Origin of the sequence: Streptomyces sp. GS7 (assembly GCF_009834125.1) — a bacterium.
In the GTDB taxonomy this organism is placed as follows: Bacteria; Actinomycetota; Actinomycetes; order Streptomycetales; family Streptomycetaceae; genus Streptomyces.
The window spans coordinates 6,831,834-6,846,690 of record NZ_CP047146.1; the positions used below are offsets into that span (position 1 = coordinate 6,831,834).

At 74.9% G+C, this 14,857-nt stretch carries 14 protein-coding genes; 7 read left to right on the forward strand and 7 right to left on the reverse strand.

What is annotated here, in order from left to right:
• Window positions 1-131 precede the first annotated feature (131 nt).
• From treZ to GR130_RS29715, 4 genes are all read left to right on the forward strand, one after another.
• Window positions 132-2,015, forward strand: a complete 1,884-nt coding sequence (gene treZ / locus GR130_RS29700) for a malto-oligosyltrehalose trehalohydrolase (RefSeq protein WP_159507562.1) — start codon at window positions 132-134, stop codon at window positions 2,013-2,015.
• Window positions 2,016-2,093: 78 nt separating this feature from the next.
• Window positions 2,094-3,701, forward strand: a complete 1,608-nt coding sequence (locus GR130_RS29705; RefSeq protein WP_159507563.1) for a PucR family transcriptional regulator — start codon at window positions 2,094-2,096, stop codon at window positions 3,699-3,701.
• Window positions 3,702-3,774: 73 nt separating this feature from the next.
• On the forward strand, window positions 3,775-4,692 hold the full coding sequence (locus GR130_RS29710) for a metallophosphoesterase family protein (RefSeq protein WP_159507564.1): 918 nt from the start codon (window positions 3,775-3,777) through the stop codon (window positions 4,690-4,692).
• Entirely contained in the window at window positions 4,689-5,357 is a 669-nt protein-coding gene (locus GR130_RS29715) for a 4'-phosphopantetheinyl transferase family protein (RefSeq protein WP_159507565.1), read from the forward strand. Before GR130_RS29710 ends, GR130_RS29715 begins: the two co-directional genes overlap by 4 nt.
• Before the next feature lie 338 nt (window positions 5,358-5,695).
• On the opposite strand, the gene msrB is transcribed toward GR130_RS29715, so the two are convergent.
• The 4 genes from msrB to GR130_RS29735 form a co-directional block, all read right to left on the reverse strand.
• Window positions 5,696-6,103: a peptide-methionine (R)-S-oxide reductase MsrB gene (gene msrB / locus GR130_RS29720; RefSeq protein WP_159507566.1), complete on the reverse strand. Its 408-nt coding sequence runs from the start codon at window positions 6,101-6,103 to the stop codon at window positions 5,696-5,698.
• An 18-nt stretch (window positions 6,104-6,121) separates the two neighbouring features.
• Window positions 6,122-7,525 carry a UDP-N-acetylmuramate--L-alanine ligase gene (gene murC / locus GR130_RS29725; RefSeq protein ID WP_159507567.1) on the reverse strand — a complete coding sequence of 468 codons (1,404 nt, stop codon included), beginning with the start codon at window positions 7,523-7,525 and terminating at the stop codon, window positions 6,122-6,124.
• 144 nt (window positions 7,526-7,669) lie between these two features.
• Window positions 7,670-8,311: a response regulator gene (locus GR130_RS29730; protein WP_159507568.1), complete on the reverse strand. Its 642-nt coding sequence runs from the start codon at window positions 8,309-8,311 to the stop codon at window positions 7,670-7,672.
• Window positions 8,308-9,543 (reverse strand): sensor histidine kinase, encoded by a 1,236-nt coding sequence (locus GR130_RS29735; RefSeq protein ID WP_159507569.1) that lies wholly within the window; start codon window positions 9,541-9,543, stop codon window positions 8,308-8,310. The genes GR130_RS29730 and GR130_RS29735 overlap by 4 nt, the downstream gene beginning before the upstream one ends.
• 206 nt (window positions 9,544-9,749) lie before the next feature.
• Between GR130_RS29735 and GR130_RS29740 the strand changes: the two genes are divergently transcribed.
• Entirely contained in the window at window positions 9,750-10,841 is a 1,092-nt protein-coding gene (locus tag GR130_RS29740) for an ABC transporter permease (protein ID WP_159510300.1), read from the forward strand.
• On the forward strand, window positions 10,838-11,524 hold the full coding sequence (locus GR130_RS29745; protein ID WP_159507570.1) for an ABC transporter ATP-binding protein: 687 nt from the start codon (window positions 10,838-10,840) through the stop codon (window positions 11,522-11,524). The genes GR130_RS29740 and GR130_RS29745 overlap by 4 nt, the downstream gene beginning before the upstream one ends.
• Before the next feature lie 164 nt (window positions 11,525-11,688).
• Here GR130_RS29745 and GR130_RS29750 read toward each other — a convergent pair whose 3' ends face one another.
• The 3 genes from GR130_RS29750 to GR130_RS29760 all read right to left on the reverse strand — a co-directional run bounded on the left by GR130_RS29750 (window position 11,689) and on the right by GR130_RS29760 (window position 13,549).
• A complete protein-coding gene (locus GR130_RS29750) occupies window positions 11,689-11,892 on the reverse strand; it encodes a hypothetical protein (RefSeq protein WP_159507571.1) in 204 nt (67 codons plus the stop codon).
• A gap of 160 nt (window positions 11,893-12,052) precedes the next feature.
• The gene (locus GR130_RS29755) at window positions 12,053-12,532 is read right to left on the reverse strand and encodes an indole-3-glycerol phosphate synthase (RefSeq protein ID WP_159507572.1); all 480 of its coding nucleotides are present in this window, start codon (window positions 12,530-12,532) and stop codon (window positions 12,053-12,055) included.
• Between the two features lie 156 nt (window positions 12,533-12,688).
• On the reverse strand, window positions 12,689-13,549 hold the full coding sequence (locus tag GR130_RS29760) for a pyrimidine reductase family protein (RefSeq protein ID WP_159507573.1): 861 nt from the start codon (window positions 13,547-13,549) through the stop codon (window positions 12,689-12,691).
• Between the two features lie 67 nt (window positions 13,550-13,616).
• Here GR130_RS29760 and zapE point away from each other — a divergent pair, with 67 nt between their 5' ends.
• Window positions 13,617-14,747, forward strand: coding sequence for a cell division protein ZapE (gene zapE / locus GR130_RS29765; RefSeq protein ID WP_201305042.1), 1,131 nt, complete (start codon window positions 13,617-13,619; stop codon window positions 14,745-14,747).
• Window positions 14,748-14,857: the final 110 nt, after the last annotated feature.

Here is a 14,857-nt window from a genome sequence, read left to right on the forward strand (position 1 = left end):
TGGGTGCGGTGGGCGGCGGCGGTCGCGGCGGGGCCGCGGCGCGGCTCGCCGGAACGGCCCAGCGCACCGGCCCGATACCGGCCCGCCGCGCCACGTCGCACTGTCGGGCGGCGCGGCGACGTGCTTTCGTCGTGGGGGCCGGGGCGTTCCCGGCCGGGAGCGAACGAAGGAGGACAGCCGTGCTGTTCGAGGTGTGGGCGCCGGACGCCGGGCGGGTCGCTCTCCAGTGGGCGGGTGACCGGTCCGCCGAACCGGCCGTCCCGTTGGCGCGCGAGGCCGGCCGCGCCGGCTGGTGGCGCGCCGAGGCGCCGGCCCGGCACGGCGACCGCTACGCCTTCCGGATCGACGGCGGCCCGCCGCGCCCCGACCCGCGGGCCGCCCGGCTGCCGGACGGCCCCGGCGGGCCCGGCGCGGTCGTCGAGCACGGCCGGTTCGCCTGGCGGCATCCCTGGCCCGGCCGCCCGCTGCCCGGCGCGGTCCTCTACGAGCTGCACATCGGGACGTTCACCCCCGAGGGCACCTTCGACGCCGCCGCGGCCCGCCTCGGCCACCTCGCCGGCCTGGGCATCACCCATGTCTCCCTGATGCCGGTCTGCCCGTTCCCCGGCACCCACGGGTGGGGCTACGACGGGATCGCCCCCTGGGCGGTGCACGAGCCGTACGGCGGACCGGACGGCCTCAAGCGCTTCGTGGACGCGGCGCACGGCCACGGCCTCGGCGTCGTCCTCGACGTGGTCCACAACCACCTCGGCCCGTCCGGCAACCATCTCCCGGAATTCGGGCCGTACTTCACCGGCACCCACCACACCCCGTGGGGCGCGGCGGTCAATCTGGACGCCCCCGGCTCCGACGAGGTGCGCCGCTACCTCGTCGGCAGCGCGCTGGGCTGGCTGCGCGACTACCGCGTCGACGGGCTCCGGCTGGACGCCGTGCACGCCCTGCACGACGGCCGCGCCCGGCACTTCCTGGCCGAACTGTCCGCCGCCGTGGACGCGCTGGCGGGGCATCTGCGCCGTCCGCTGTTCCTGGTCGCCGAGTCCGACCTCAACGATCCGCGCACCACCGCACCGCGTACCAACGGCGGGCACGGCCTGCACGCCCAGTGGAACGACGACTTCCACCACGCCCTGCACACCGCGCTGACCGGCGAATCGCACGGCTATTACGCGGACTTCGCGCGCGCCCCGCTCGCCGCCCTCGCCAAGACGCTGACCGGCGGCTTCTTCCACGACGGCAGCTACTCCGGCTTCCGCGGCCGGGCCCACGGCGCACCGCTCGACCTGCGGGCGACGCCGCCGTACCGGCTGCTCGGCTACGCCCAGACCCACGACCAGATCGGCAACCGCGCGCTCGGCGACCGGCTCACCGCCCACCTCTCCCCCGGACTGCTCGCCTGCGGCGCCGCGCTGGTGGCGTGCGCACCGTTCACGCCGATGCTGTTCATGGGCGAGGAGTGGGGGGCGCGTACGCCCTGGCAGTACTTCACCGACCACACGGACCCGGAGCTGGCGGAGGCCGTACGGGCCGGGCGGCGGCGGGAGTTCGCCGCCCAGGAGGGCGGCGCGGCAGCCAAGGGGGGCGGCCCCGCCGCCGACTGGCCGGACCCGCAGGATCCGGCCACCCGCGACCGCTGCGTCCTGGACTGGACCGAGCCCGCCGCCGCGCCGCACGCCGCGCTGCTGGCCTGGTACCGCACCCTGCTCGCGCTGCGCCGCGACCATCCCGCGCTGACCGACCCGGATCCGGCCCGCACCCGGGTCACCTACGACGAGGAGGCCCGCTGGCTGCTGCTGCGCCGCGGCCCGCTCGCGCTGGCGGTCAACCTCGCGGCGACCGGTACGGCCGCCGTACCGGTCGCCGGGGCGGCCCGGACGGCGGCGGCCCGGACGCCGGCGTTCCGGGCGCTGGCGGGCTGGCCGGAGCCCCGGCTTCCGGACGGCGACGGGGTGCTGCGGCTGGCGGCGGAGTCGGTGACGGTGGTGGAGGCGGCGGTGGATGTGGATGTCGCGGAGTAGCGCCCGCGCACCCGGCGGCGAGCACTCCACGCCGCGCCGGATCGTCCATCCCCTCCCTATGTGATGGACACTATGTCCATGCCTCTGCGAATCTCGGACCTGCTGGACCGGCCCGGCCTGCATCTGGCGGTGGCCTACGACGTACCGCCGGAGCTGCTGGCGCGCACCGTCGAGGCCGCGACCGTGTCCGATCTGCCGGCCCCGGGGAAGTGGCTCCAGGGCGGTGAGCTGCTGATGACCATCGGCCTGCTGCTGCCGATGGAACCGGCGGCCTGCCGGGCGTACGTCCGGGACGTGGCCGAGGGGGGCGCGGCCTGCCTGGCGCTCGGGCTCGGGCAGGGGCTCCCGTACGAGGCGGCTCCGGAGCCACTGGTCACGGCGGCCAGGGAAGCCGGCCTGCCGCTGCTGACGGTGCCGGACGAGGTGCCGTTCATCGCCGTCACCAAGGCGGTCTTCGACGCCCGCGCCGACGAGCAGCGCGAGGTGCTGCACCGGGCGTTCGCCACCCAGCGGCGGCTGACGGCCGCGGCGGCGACCAGCGACGGGCTGCAGCCGATGCTGGAGGAGTGGACCGCCGCCACCGGTGTCGGCGCGACCGTCCTGGACCCGCTGGGGCGGCAGCTGGCGGCCGGTGAGCCGGCGGCGCGGGCACCGCTGGCGCAGGCCCGCGATCTGATAGAGCGGGTCGCCGCCCGCGGGCTGCGCGGCAGCGCGTCGAGCACCGCCGGCGGGCAGCAGCTGGAGGTGCAGCCGCTGGGCGCCCGCCGGCTGCGCGGGCTGCTGCTGCTCACCGGCCGCCCGGACGACGCCGCCCGCTCCGTCGTCCCGGGGCTGATCTCGCTGCTTTCCCTGGAGCTGGAGCGGCGCCATCTGCGCGACGAGCCGGAGCGGCGGCGCCGGTCGGCGCTGCTGTCGGAACTGCTGGCGGACGAGGACCTGCCGGCGGACCGGGCCCGGGACCTGCTCGCCTCGGCGGGCCTGACCGCGGAACGGGTGCGGGGGGTCGTGGTGGAGGCCGCGCCGCCGGGGGCGCGGCCCGGCGGCCCGCCGCCAGAGGCCGGGGCGGCCGAGGGCGCCGCACAGGAGACGGCCGCCGATCTGGCGCTGGCGATGCCCGGCGGGCTGGTCCGGGTGGCCGCCGGCCCGGCGTCGGTACCGGGCCCGGTCATCGAGGCGGTGGTGGGCGAGGAACTGGACATCCACGCGGTGCTCGACCGGTTCGCCCCGCACTGCCCGGCGGGCATCGGCCCGGCCGCCGCGCCGGAGGCGGTGCGGGTGTCGCTGCGCCAGGCGACCGGGCTGCTCGCCGTCAGCCGGAGCAGCGGCCGGCCCGCGGAGGCCCGGCAGAGCGAGGCCGCCCGGCTCCTGCTGGACCTGGGCGACCGCCGTACGCTGCACGGCTACGCCGATGCCGTGCTGGGCCCGCTGGACCTGGCGGACAACGGCGCGGAGCTGATCGCGACGCTCGCCGCCTGGCTGGAGACCGGCGGCGCCTGGGACGCCACCAGCCGCCGCCTCGGCGTGCACCGCCACACCGTGCGCAACCGCCTGGACAAGGCCATGGACCTCACCGGGCGCCGCCTCGACGACCCCGACGACCGCTTCGACCTCTGGCTCGCCACCCGCATCCGCCGCGGCGGCGCCCCCGCCCCGGGGGACGGTGACGGGCCGGTGACGGCCCCATGACGGCCCCGCGGCATCCTCCCCCGGAGGCCGGGCCGCGCTTCACTCTCCCCGCGTCACCGTCTTTACTTCTGAGGTGACCTACGAGATCCGCACCTTCGCCCCCGGCGCCGAGCACGCCACCATCAGGCCGGCCCCCGCGTCCCGGGAGGGCCGGCTGGTCGCCGTCAGCGACCTGCACGTCCGGTACGAGGAGAACCGCGACATCGTCGAGCGTTTACGGCCGGAGTCCGACGAGGACTGGCTGCTGGTCGCCGGGGACGTCGGGGAGTACGAAGCCGATATCCGCTGGGCGCTCACCCTGCTGAGCGAACGGTTCGCCAAGGTGGTGTGGGTGCCGGGCAACCACGAGCTGTGGACCCCCGCCAAGGACCCCGTACAGCTGCGCGGGGTGGCCCGCTACGAGCATCTGGTCGGGATCTGCCGGGAGTTGGGCGTCCTCACCCCCGAGGACCCCTATCCGGTCTGGGAGGGCGCCGGCGGCCCGGTCGTCATCGCGCCGCTGTTCCTGCTCTACGACTACACCTTCCGGATGCCGGGGGCGGACACCAAGGAGAAGGCGCTGGCCCTCGCCGAGAAGGCCGGGGTGATCTGCACCGACGAGTACTTCCTCCACCCCGACCCCTATCCGACGCGCGAGGCGTGGTGCCGGGCCCGGCTGGCGGAGACGGAGGCCCGGCTCGCCGCCCTCCCCGAGGATGCCGCGACCATTCTCGTCAACCACTGGCCGCTGGTCCGCGAACCCACCCGGCCCCTGTGGTATCCGGAGTTCGCCCTGTGGTGCGGCACCGAGGCCACCGCCGACTGGCCCCGCCGCTTCCGCGCCGCGTCCGTCGTCTACGGGCACCTGCACATCCCCCGCCTGATCATCTCGGACGGTGTGCCGCACCAGGAGGTGTCACTGGGCTACCCTCGCGAATGGCGGCGCCGCTCCGGCTCCCCCGGCCGCCCGGTCCAGATCCTCCCCGTCGCGACCACCGGAGTCCCTGCGTGATCGAGAAGCTGCTGCCCGCCCCGATATCCGCCGCCGAGTCCTTCCACGACGACCCGGTGGAGGAGATGTACCCGGAGGAGCGGGCCCTGGTCGCGAACGCCGTTCCCCATCGCCAGCGGGAGTTCGGCACCGTACGCAACTGCGCCCGCCGGGCGCTGGCCGCCTTCGGTGTCGCGCCGGCCCCGGTGCTCCCCGGGCCGGGCCGCGCCCCGCGCTGGCCGGCCGGCGTGGTCGGCGCGATGACCCACTGCACCGGCTACCGCGCCGCGGCGGTGGCCCGCGCGGCGGACGTCCGCGCGCTGGGCCTGGACGCGGAGCCGAACGAGCCCATCGACGACCCCGGCGTCCTCGACCTGGTGTCGCTCCCCGAGGAGCGCGACCAGATCGCCCGGCTCGCCACCCACCAGCCGGAGGTCTCCTGGGACCGGCTGGTCTTCAGCGCCAAGGAGAGCGTCTACAAGGCGTGGTACCCGCTCACCGGCCGCTGGCTGGGCTTCGAGGAGGCCCGGCTGACCCTCGACCCGACCGACGCCACGTTCACCGCCCGCCTCCTCGTCCCCGGCCCGGTCGTCGACGGCCGGCGGCTGGACGAGTTCAGCGGCCGGTGGCTGATCGGGTCGGGCCTGGTGCTGACGGCGGTGACGGTACCGGCGGCGACGGGGTGACCGGCCCGCTCCCCCGGCGCGGCGCACACCGCCCCGCCGGCCCCGGAGCAGGAGAAGACATCGTCAACTCGGCCCGCCGGCAATGCGGTTGGATCATCATGGCCGGGTGAGGCAAGGCGAAAACGGGCGCCTGTGGATCGCGCGGGCGGTGTGGTCGCCCCACTGCGCCCGCTCCTCCCGGCGAGCGGGCCGCACCGCCTCAGCGGATCACACCGGCCGGCGGGCACCACGGACCGGGGCACGCCGACTCCCCCAGGACCACCGGGCCTTGCCTCCGACACACGCGCCTTACGCCCGCCGCTCCCGGCCGACCACAGCTTCGTTCGCCGCCGGCCCGCTCAGCCCTCGTCCGGGGCCAACCGCAGCGAGATCGAGTTGATGCAGTACCGCTGGTCCGTCGGGGTCGGGTAGCCCTCCCCCTCGAAGACATGGCCGAGGTGGGAGCCGCAGCGGGCGCAGCGGACCTCGGTGCGGGCCATGCCGTGGCTGCGGTCCTCCAGGAGTTCGACGGCGTCGGAGTCCTTGGGGTCGTAGAAGGAGGGCCAGCCGCAGTGGCTCTCGAACTTGGTGTCGGAGCGGAACAGTTCCGCGCCGCAGGCCCGGCAGGAGTAGACACCGGCGGTCTTGGTGTCGGTGTACTCGCCGACGAAGGCGGGCTCGGTGCCGGCCTGGCGCAGGACCTGGTATTCGGCGGGGGTCAGCTCGGCGCGCCACTGCTCGTCGGGCTTGTCGATCTCGTACGACATCTGGGGTGCCTCCTCAGCTCAGCTGCCCAGGCGGGTCAGGATGGCGGGGCCGAGGTCGGTCACATCGCCCGCGCCCATGGTGAGAACAAGGTCACCGGGCTTCGCCATTCCGGCGATCAGGTCCGGGATCGCGCCCTTGTCGCTCTCGGGGGTGACCGCGGCGCCGGCGGCCCGTGCGGCGTCGATGATCAGGGTGCTGGTGACGCCGGGGATCGGGTCCTCGCGGGCGGGATAGATGTCCAGGACGACGGAGGCGTCGGCGAGGGCCAGCGCCTGGCCCATCTCCGTGCCGAGTTCCTGGGTGCGGGAGAAGAGGTGCGGCTGGAAGACGACGAGGATCCGGCCGCCGTCCTCCTGGGTGGCGCCGCGGATGGCCTCCAGGTCGGCGGTCATCTCGGTGGGGTGGTGGGCGTAGGAGTCGATGACCTGGACGCCGGCGGCCTCGCCCTTGAGCTGGAGGCGGCGCTTGACGCCGGTGTACTTGCCGAGGGCGTCGGCGAGGGTGTGCGGCGGCAGGTCGAGGGCGACTCCGGCGGCCAGGGCGGCGACGGCGTTGTGGGCGTAGTGCCGGCCGGGGACGGAGACGGTGAAGGTGAGGATCTTGCCGCTGGTGAGGGTGACGGTGACGTCGCTGGCGAGGCCGTGCGGGGTGATCTGGAGGATGCGGACGTCCGCGTCCTTGGACTCGCCGTAGGTGACGACCTCGATGTCGTGGCGGCCGGCGACCCTGGCGGTCAGCTCGCGGGCGCCGGGGTGGTCGGCGGCGATGACGAGGGTGCCGCCGGGGCGGATGCGGCCCACGAACGTCTCGAAGGACTCGTAGATCTCGTCCATCGAGGCGTAGTTGGCGTGGTGGTCCAGCTCGACGTTGAGGACGATGGCGACCTCGGGGGCGTACTTGTGGAAGCTGCGGTCGCTCTCGTCGGCCTCGGCGACGAAGATCCGGCCGCTGCCGTGCTCGGCGTTGGAACCCGGGGCGTCGAGGTCGCCGCCGATGGCGTACGACGGCTTCAGGCCGAGGGCGCCGAGGGAGACGGCGAGCATGGACGTCGTCGTGGTCTTGCCGTGGGTGCCGGCGACGGCGATGGGACGCAGGCCGTCCATGAGGGCGGCGAGGGCGTCGGAGCGGTGGACGACGGGGATGCCGCGCTGCCGGGCGGCGGCCAGCTCAGGGTTGTCGGCGCGGATCGCGGAGGAGACGACGACGCTGGTGGCGTCCGGGGCGAGGTGTTCGGCGGCGTGCCCGATGTGGACGGTGGCGCCGAGGTCGCGCAGGGCCTGGGCCGTGGCGGAGTCCTTGGCGTCGCTGCCCGCCACCCGGGCGCCGCGCTGCGCGAGGATCTTGGCGATGCCCGACATGCCGGCTCCGCCGATGCCGATGAAGTGCGGCCGGTCCATCGAGGCTGGGATGGCGGGTGCCATGGGTGGATCTCCCTGATCGTCGAGCGTCGCGTGCGGTGGTGCTGTCGTGCGTGGTGTCGTCGTGCTGTCGACGATTCTCGCACCCGGCACCGACAGCGCCGGTCCGAGGACCGCGGCCGGGCCCGCCGCGGGGGCCGGACCGGCTCAGCGGCGGATCAGGCCGCGGGCGGTGGCGGCGGCGACCGCGGCCGTACGGGAGTCGACACCCAGCTTGGCGTAGATGTGGACGAGGTGGGATTTGACGGTCGCCTGGCTGAGGAAGAGCTGCTTGCTGATCTTCGCGTTCGACAGGCCGTCGGCGACCAGCTGCAGCACCTCGGTCTCGCGCCGGGAGAGCGCGGTGGCCGGGGTGCGCATCCGGTCCATCAGGCGCAGCGCGATGGTGGGGGCCAGCGCGGACTTCCCGGCGGCGGCGGTGCGGACCGCGGCGGCCAGCTCCTCGGGCGGGGCGTCCTTGAGGAGGTAGCCGGTGGCGCCCGCCTCGATCGCGGCGAGGATGTCGGCGTCGCTGTCGTACGTGGTCAGGACCAGCACGCGGGGCGCACCGGGGCGGGCGGTGATCTCGGCGGTGGCCTGGGCGCCGAGCATCCGACCGCCGAACTGGAGGTCCATCAGGACCACGTCGACCTCCAGCCGGCCGACGAGGTCCACGGCCGCTTCGGCGGTCGGGACGTCCGCGGCGATCGTGAAGTCCGGTTCGGTCTCCAGGACGGCGCGCAGCCCGGCCCGTACGACGGGGTGGTCGTCGGCGAGCAGCAGCCGGACGGGGGCGCCGGTCGTGGTCACAGGGCGGCCTCCTGGGCAGAGGTGGCGGCGGGGCAGGGCAGGGTGACGGCGAGGGCGGTGCCCTCCCCGGGGGCGGACTCCACGGCGAGGGTCCCCTGGAGGGCGCGGGCCCGCGCGCGCATCGCGGCCAGCCCGAAGCCGGTGCCGGCGGCCGCGTCGGAGCCGGGCGGCGGCACCTCGGAGGGCACGAACCCGGCGCCGTCGTCGACGACGTCCAGTGCGACCTCGGTGTCCATGTAGCTGAGGGTCAGCTCGACGCGCCGGGCGGCGGCGTGCCGGACGGTGTTGGCGAGCGCGGACTGGGCGATGCGCAGCAGGGCGACCTCGTGCGGGGTGGGCAGGGCGGTGGGAGCGCCGGAGACCTGGCAGTGCACGGCGAGGCCGGACGTGCGGGCGGTGGCGGCGCACAGCCGCTCCAGAGCGGCGGGCAGCGACCCGGCCTCCAGGTCCGGCGGGCTCAGCGCGCGCACGAAGCGGCGCGCCTCGGCGAGGTTGTCGACGGCGGCCGTACGGGCCTGCCGGACATGGCCGAGGGCGGTTTCGGGCCGCTCCGGGATGGCGCGCTCGGCGGCCCTCAGCAGCAGCTGGATGCTGGACAGGCCCTGGGCGAGGGTGTCGTGGATCTCGCGGGCCAGCCGCTCCCGTTCGGCGAGCACACCGGCGGCCCGTTCGGCGGCGGCCAGTTCGCTGCGGGCCTCGGTGAGCTCCTCGATGAGGCGGCGGCGCTGCTCGCTCTCCCGATAGAGGGCCTGGTAGCCGAGGACGACGGCGACCGCGACGGCCGCGCCCAGGACGGGGCCGATGACCGTGCCGACGCTGAGCGAGTGGGTGTGCCAGGCGAAGCCGGCGATGGCGAGGGCCGTACTGGAGGCGACGGCGGGCAGCGCCCAGCGCAGCGGCAGCAGGTGCAGCTGGACGAAGTAGAGCGGGAAGGCCAGCCAGACGCCGTCCGGGGTGAGCGCCAGCAGCACCATCCATACCAGGACGACCGCGGCCAGCCAGAGCACGGCGGCCCGGGAGGACGTGCGCACCCGGGGCAGTGCCGGGCCGAGGACGTACAGCGCGAGCAGCACGACGGCGGTGGCGATGACGGCCGGGGCGGCGGCCGACCGGTCGGCCACGGCGCGTACGGCGGCGAGCCCGAGCAGCGCGGCCACCATCAGATGGAGGCAGAGGCGCAGGGCGCGCAGGACGGGGGTGAGGGAGTGGTCGGTCCCGGCTTCTTCAGTCACGGCCTCTTCAGGCTAAGCGCCGGCCCGGCGCCCGGCATCAATCGAAAGGTGGACCACCGGCATCCAAAGGTGGAGGCCGGGCCGCACCTTTCGACGGCCGCGAACCACTCCTCGGCGCGATGCCCGGTACCCCGCCGGCGGGCGACGGTGGGGACGACAGCCGGGCAAGCGGGCCCGGCGCCGTGGACCCGAGGATGGCAAAGCCTGTGTTCGTCGCCTGGAGAGACCTGAGATTCGCCAAGGGCCGGTTCGCCCTCATGGGCACCGTCATCGTGCTGATCACGGTGCTGGTGGGTCTGCTGTCCGGCCTGACGGCGGGCCTGGGCCGGGAGAACACCTCGGCGATCACCGCGCTGCCCGCCGACCACCTGGTCTTCGCCGCCCCGCCCGAGGGCGGCTCGCTGTCGTTCGCCGACTCCCGGCTGCCGGAGCGGACGGTACGGGACTGGGCCCGGGTGCCCGGCGTGCGCAGCGCCGACCCGCTGGGGATCGCCACGGCCAAGGCCGCGGCGGACGGCGGCCGGACGGCGGCGGTGTCCGTCTTCGGCGTACGGCCCGGCTCGCACCTGGCGCCGTCCCCGGGGGCGGTCCGCGACGGTACCGCCGTCCTGTCCCGCAAGGCCGCCGACGCCCTCGGTGTACGGGCCGGGGACCGGCTCGCCCTGGGCGGCCGCACGGTCAGCGTCGCGGCGGTGTCCGGGGCGGCGATGTACAGCCACACCCCGGTCGTGTGGACCTCGCTCGGCGACTGGCAGCGGCTGGCCGGGAGCCCCGGCGGGGACGCGGGCTCCGGGGGCGCGACCGTCCTCGCCCTCTCCACCACCGGGACGTCCGGTCTGGCCGGAGCCGACACACGGCTCGGCACCCGGACGGTGACGGCGGACGACGCCCTCCAGGCCATCGGCTCGTACAGCGCCGAGAACGGCTCGCTCCAGCTGATGCGCGGCTTCCTGTTCGCCATCTCGGCGCTGGTCATCGGCGCGTTCTTCACGGTCTGGACGATCCAGCGCAGCGGCGACGTCGCGGTCCTCAAGGCGCTCGGCGCCTCGACCGGTTCGCTGCTGCGGGACGCGCTCGGACAGGCCGTCGTCCTGCTGACGCTCGGTACGGGCCTCGGCACCGCCGTGGCGGCCGGGGTCGGCGCCGCGGTCGGCGGCACCGTGCCGTTCGTCCTCGACCCGTCCACCGTGCTGATCCCGGCCCTGATCATGATCGCGCTGGGTGCCGTCGGCGCCGCGCTGTCCATCCGCCGCATCACGTCCGTAGACCCGCTGACCGCCCTGGGAAGTGCCCGATGAGCCTCGAACTGACCGATGTCACCCTCACCTACCCCGACGGCGACGGCCGGCTGACCGCGCTGGACGCGGTCTCCCTGGCCGTACCGGCGGGCAGCATGACGGCGGTGATCGGGCCGTCCGGGTCCGGCAAGTCCAGCCTGCTGGCGGTCGCCGCGACGCTGATCACGCCGGACAGCGGACGGGTGGTGGTCGACGGCACGGACACCGCGGGCCTGGGCCGCGCCGAGCTGACGGCGCTGCGCCGGACGACCATCGGAACGGTCTTCCAGCAGCCGAATCTGCTGCCCTCGCTGACGGCCGCGGAACAGCTCCAGGTGATGGCCCATCTTGACGGCCGTTCGCCCCGCAAGGCCCGGTCCCGTGCGCTGGAGCTGCTGGCGGCGGTCGGCCTGGCGGACCAGGCCGACCGCCGGCCGCACCAGCTGTCCGGCGGCCAGCGGCAGCGGGTCAACATCGCGCGGGCCCTGATGAACGAGCCCGCGGTGCTGCTCGTCGACGAGCCGACCAGCGCCCTGGACCACGAACGGGGCGCCGCCGTCCTCGACCTGCTGACCACCCTCACCCGCCAGCGGGCCACCGCGACGGTGCTGGTCACCCACGACCGGGCACATCTGGACGCGGTGGACGAGATCGCGGAGGTACGGGACGGGCGACTGAACTCCCGCCTCGGCTCCCGGACTTGACGGTGCGGGGCGAAGCGGGGTGACGCGGGCCGGGCGGGCGACCCGTCCGTCGGGGGGCGAGCCGCCCCGGCTCGCGTCCGGTGGGCCGGGGTCGGAACGGCCCTGGGGTCTGTCGGGTGGGTCAGCGTCGGAAAGGCCCTGCAGCCTGACCCACCGGGCAGGCTCTAGTCGTCGCGGTGCGAGAAGGTGGGGAACAGGCCGGGCTCGCCGGACGCCCGGCCCTTGTACGCCCGGTCCGCCGCGGACTTCGGCTTCTCGTTCTCCGCGGCGGCCGTGCGCCCCGCCTCCTCGCCGCGCTCCGTGCCCTCGTCGCCGTCCCGCTCGCGTCCGCGCTCCCGGCCCGGGTTCGACTCCCGCTGCTCCGCCATGGCGATCCCTCGTCTCGTTCCGGCTTTCCTCAGATGGCGCTTTCTGACCAGGAACGCACCGATTCGGGCCATGGGCGCGCTCCAAGCAATCCATTTGAGTGAGCGGCTGACGCGAGGTTGACGAGTCGGTCGCGGCGGGCGCGGCGCTCCCACCGGGGGGTCAGGCGCCGCCGTCCGCCTCCGGCTGGTCGTCGGCCGCGTGCGAGAACAGTTTCAGGACCGGGACGCCCACCTTGTGCCGGGCGCGGGAGGCCCAGTCGCGGTGGAAGAACTCCTCGACGAAGTGCGGGGCGGTCAGCACGATCACCTCGTCCGCGCCGGTCTCGTCGACGACGGATTTCAACAGGTCCAGCGGGTGGTCCTGGACCACCTGCCCAAGGGCCTCGGCGCCGGCGGCGCGCAGCTGGGCCAGGGTGTGCGCCAGGGCGCGCTCGGCAGGGACCTCGGCGTTGGCGCCCCCCGGCTCCGCGCCTTCGTGAACGGCGTCCTCGAACTCCCCCAGGGCGACATCGTCGATCGCCCGCAACAGGACGTCCTGTTTGCCGCGCGGCTGCATGAGGACCACGAAAGAGACCTGGTCATCGCCGTGCAGTGTGGTCACAAACTCGACGTCGGTGGGCGTCAGAGGCTTCTCGATCATCAATACGCTCGTGAACACGACGGACGCCCTTCTTCTCTCCCGGGCGCCGCATGGCACGGAGCCCACAGAAACCATCCTGCCCCGTCGCCACACGGGACCTGTCGGCTTTTAGTGTGCCCAGCCGAAGCTAAGCGGAACAGACAATTCCGCTGTTTGTCAGGACCGACGGTAACGGGTGAACAGGAACCCGGCCTCCTCCAGCACGGACGCCAGAGCGAACCGCCCGGGAACCGCGACCGCGGGACCGTCCATGATCCGCGACGCGTCGCCCACCGCCACCACCGGGGCCAGCGACAGGCACATCTCGTCCAGCGCCCCGGCCGCGGCGAACTGCCCGAGGAGCCGCGGCCCGCCCTCCGTCAGCAGCCGGGTGTGCCCCCGCTCGGCCAGCACCCCGGTCACCCGCTCCGGGTCGACGCCCGTCCCCTCTCCCGCGAACAGCACCTCGGCGCCCGCGGCACGGGCCGCGCGCACCCGGTCCTCCGGGGCGCCGGCGCCGGTCAGCACCAGGGTGGGCACCAGCGGCTCGGTGAACAGCGGCAGCGAGAAGTCCAGCCCGAGGCCCGCGCTCACCACCGCGATCGCCGGGGCCGGTCCCTGGCCCGCGGCGGCTCGCCGTGCGGCGAAGGCGTCCCGGGCGCGGGCGGGCCGGTAGCCCTCCTGCCGGACCGTTTCCGCACCCACCACCACCGCGTCCGCGAGGCTCCGTAGCACTCCGAAGATCCGCATGTCCGCGGCTCCGGAGAGCGGCTGCGAACGCCCCTCGTGATGAGCCGCGCCGTCCAGGGAGGACACCATGTTCGCGCGCAGCCACCCGGCCCGGCCGGACCGCACCGGATCGCCCGCCTCCGGATACGCATAGGCATCGGCCAGCTCGTCCAGCGCCCACTCGCGGTCGACCGTCCAGTCGCGGACAATGCCCGGCTCGGGGGGCGCCTGCGGCACCGCCTCCGCAAGGGCGTCGCCGGCCTCACAGGCCGGTGCGGGCAGGGCGGGGAGGGGGAACAGGCGTCGCATGGCCGCAGTGTGACATGCCTCGCTCACCGGTCCGGGCGGTCCCGCACAGCGACTAGGCTGGACAGCCGTGTCACCTTCCCAGCCCTCGTCCTCCCCGCAGCCCTCCCCGATAGCCGGCACCCCGGCCAACGGGGACACTGCCGCGGCCCCCGCCGCGCTCACCGCCCGCGCACCGCACGTACCGGCCGACCGCCTGGTTGCCGAGATGGTGCCGCCGCCGCGCTTCCAGGGCGCCCGCTTCGACACCTACATACCGGACCCGAACCAGGCCAGCCAGGCCGAGGCCGTCCGGACGCTGAGCGCCTTCGCCGCGAGCATCGAGTGCGGCGCGACCGCGATCGGCGGCGGAAGGCGCCGCTGGTTCTCCAGGAGCCCCAAGAAGCCCGCCGCCCCCCAGGGCCCGCGCGGCGTCTATCTGGACGGCGGCTACGGCGTCGGCAAGACCCACCTGCTCGCCTCCTTGTGGCACGCGACCCCCGCGGCCCCCGAACTCAAGGCGTTCGGCACCTTCGTGGAGCTGACGAACCTGGTCGGCGCGCTCGGCTTCCAGCAGACCATACGGACCCTCAGCAGCCACCGGCTGCTGTGCATCGACGAGTTCGAACTCGACGACCCGGGCGACACGGTGCTGGTCTCCACCCTCCTCGGCAAGCTGGTGGACGCCGGCGTCGCCCTCGCCGCCACCTCCAACACCCTGCCGGGCAAGCTCGGCGAGGGCCGGTTCGCGGCGGCCGACTTCCTGCGCGAGATCCAGGGGCTGTCGGCCCAGTTCCGCCCGCTGCGCATCGACGGCGAGGACTACCGCCACCGCGGCCTGCCCGAGGCACCCGCCCCGTACGACGACGAGACCGTGACCCGCGCGGCGCACCGCACCCCCGGCGCCTCGCTCGACGACTTCCCCGCCCTCCTGGAGCATCTGTCCAAGGTGCACCCCAGCCGCTACGGCGCGATGTGCGACGGCATCGCGGCGGTCTGCCTGACCGACGTCCAGGCGGTGCCGGACCAGTCCACCGCGCTGCGCCTGGTGGTCCTCGCCGACCGGCTCTACGACCGGGAGGTGCCGGTGCTGGCCTCCGGCAAGCCCTTCGACGAGCTGTTCAGCGACGAGATGCTGCGCGGCGGCTACCGGAAGAAGTACTTCCGCGCCATCTCCCGCCTGACGGCACTGGCCCGGGACGCCGGGACGTTGGTGCCGTAACGGGCGACGCTCCGTTCCCGTTTCCCGCGTGCGGAGTTGGCAGGGCGTGCGGAGTCGACGCGACAGGGCGCGGCGCCGGGCGCGCTTCGGCTCGGCCCCGTCGGCCGCCC

Bases quoted from the DNA above. Each gene is read 5' to 3' on its own strand.
- GR130_RS29705 (WP_159507563.1), top strand. From the start codon at position 2,094: ATGCCTCTGCGAATCTCGGACCTGCTGGACCGGCCCGGCCTGCATCTG.
- msrB (WP_159507566.1), bottom strand. From the start codon at position 6,103: ATGTCGTACGAGATCGACAAGCCCGACGAGCAGTGGCGCGCCGAGCTG.
- murC (WP_159507567.1), bottom strand. From the start codon at position 7,525: ATGGCACCCGCCATCCCAGCCTCGATGGACCGGCCGCACTTCATCGGC.
- GR130_RS29745 (WP_159507570.1), top strand. From the start codon at position 10,838: ATGAGCCTCGAACTGACCGATGTCACCCTCACCTACCCCGACGGCGAC.
- GR130_RS29750 (WP_159507571.1), bottom strand. From the start codon at position 11,892: ATGGCGGAGCAGCGGGAGTCGAACCCGGGCCGGGAGCGCGGACGCGAG.
- GR130_RS29755 (WP_159507572.1), bottom strand. From the start codon at position 12,532: ATGATCGAGAAGCCTCTGACGCCCACCGACGTCGAGTTTGTGACCACA.
- GR130_RS29760 (WP_159507573.1), bottom strand. From the start codon at position 13,549: ATGCGACGCCTGTTCCCCCTCCCCGCCCTGCCCGCACCGGCCTGTGAG.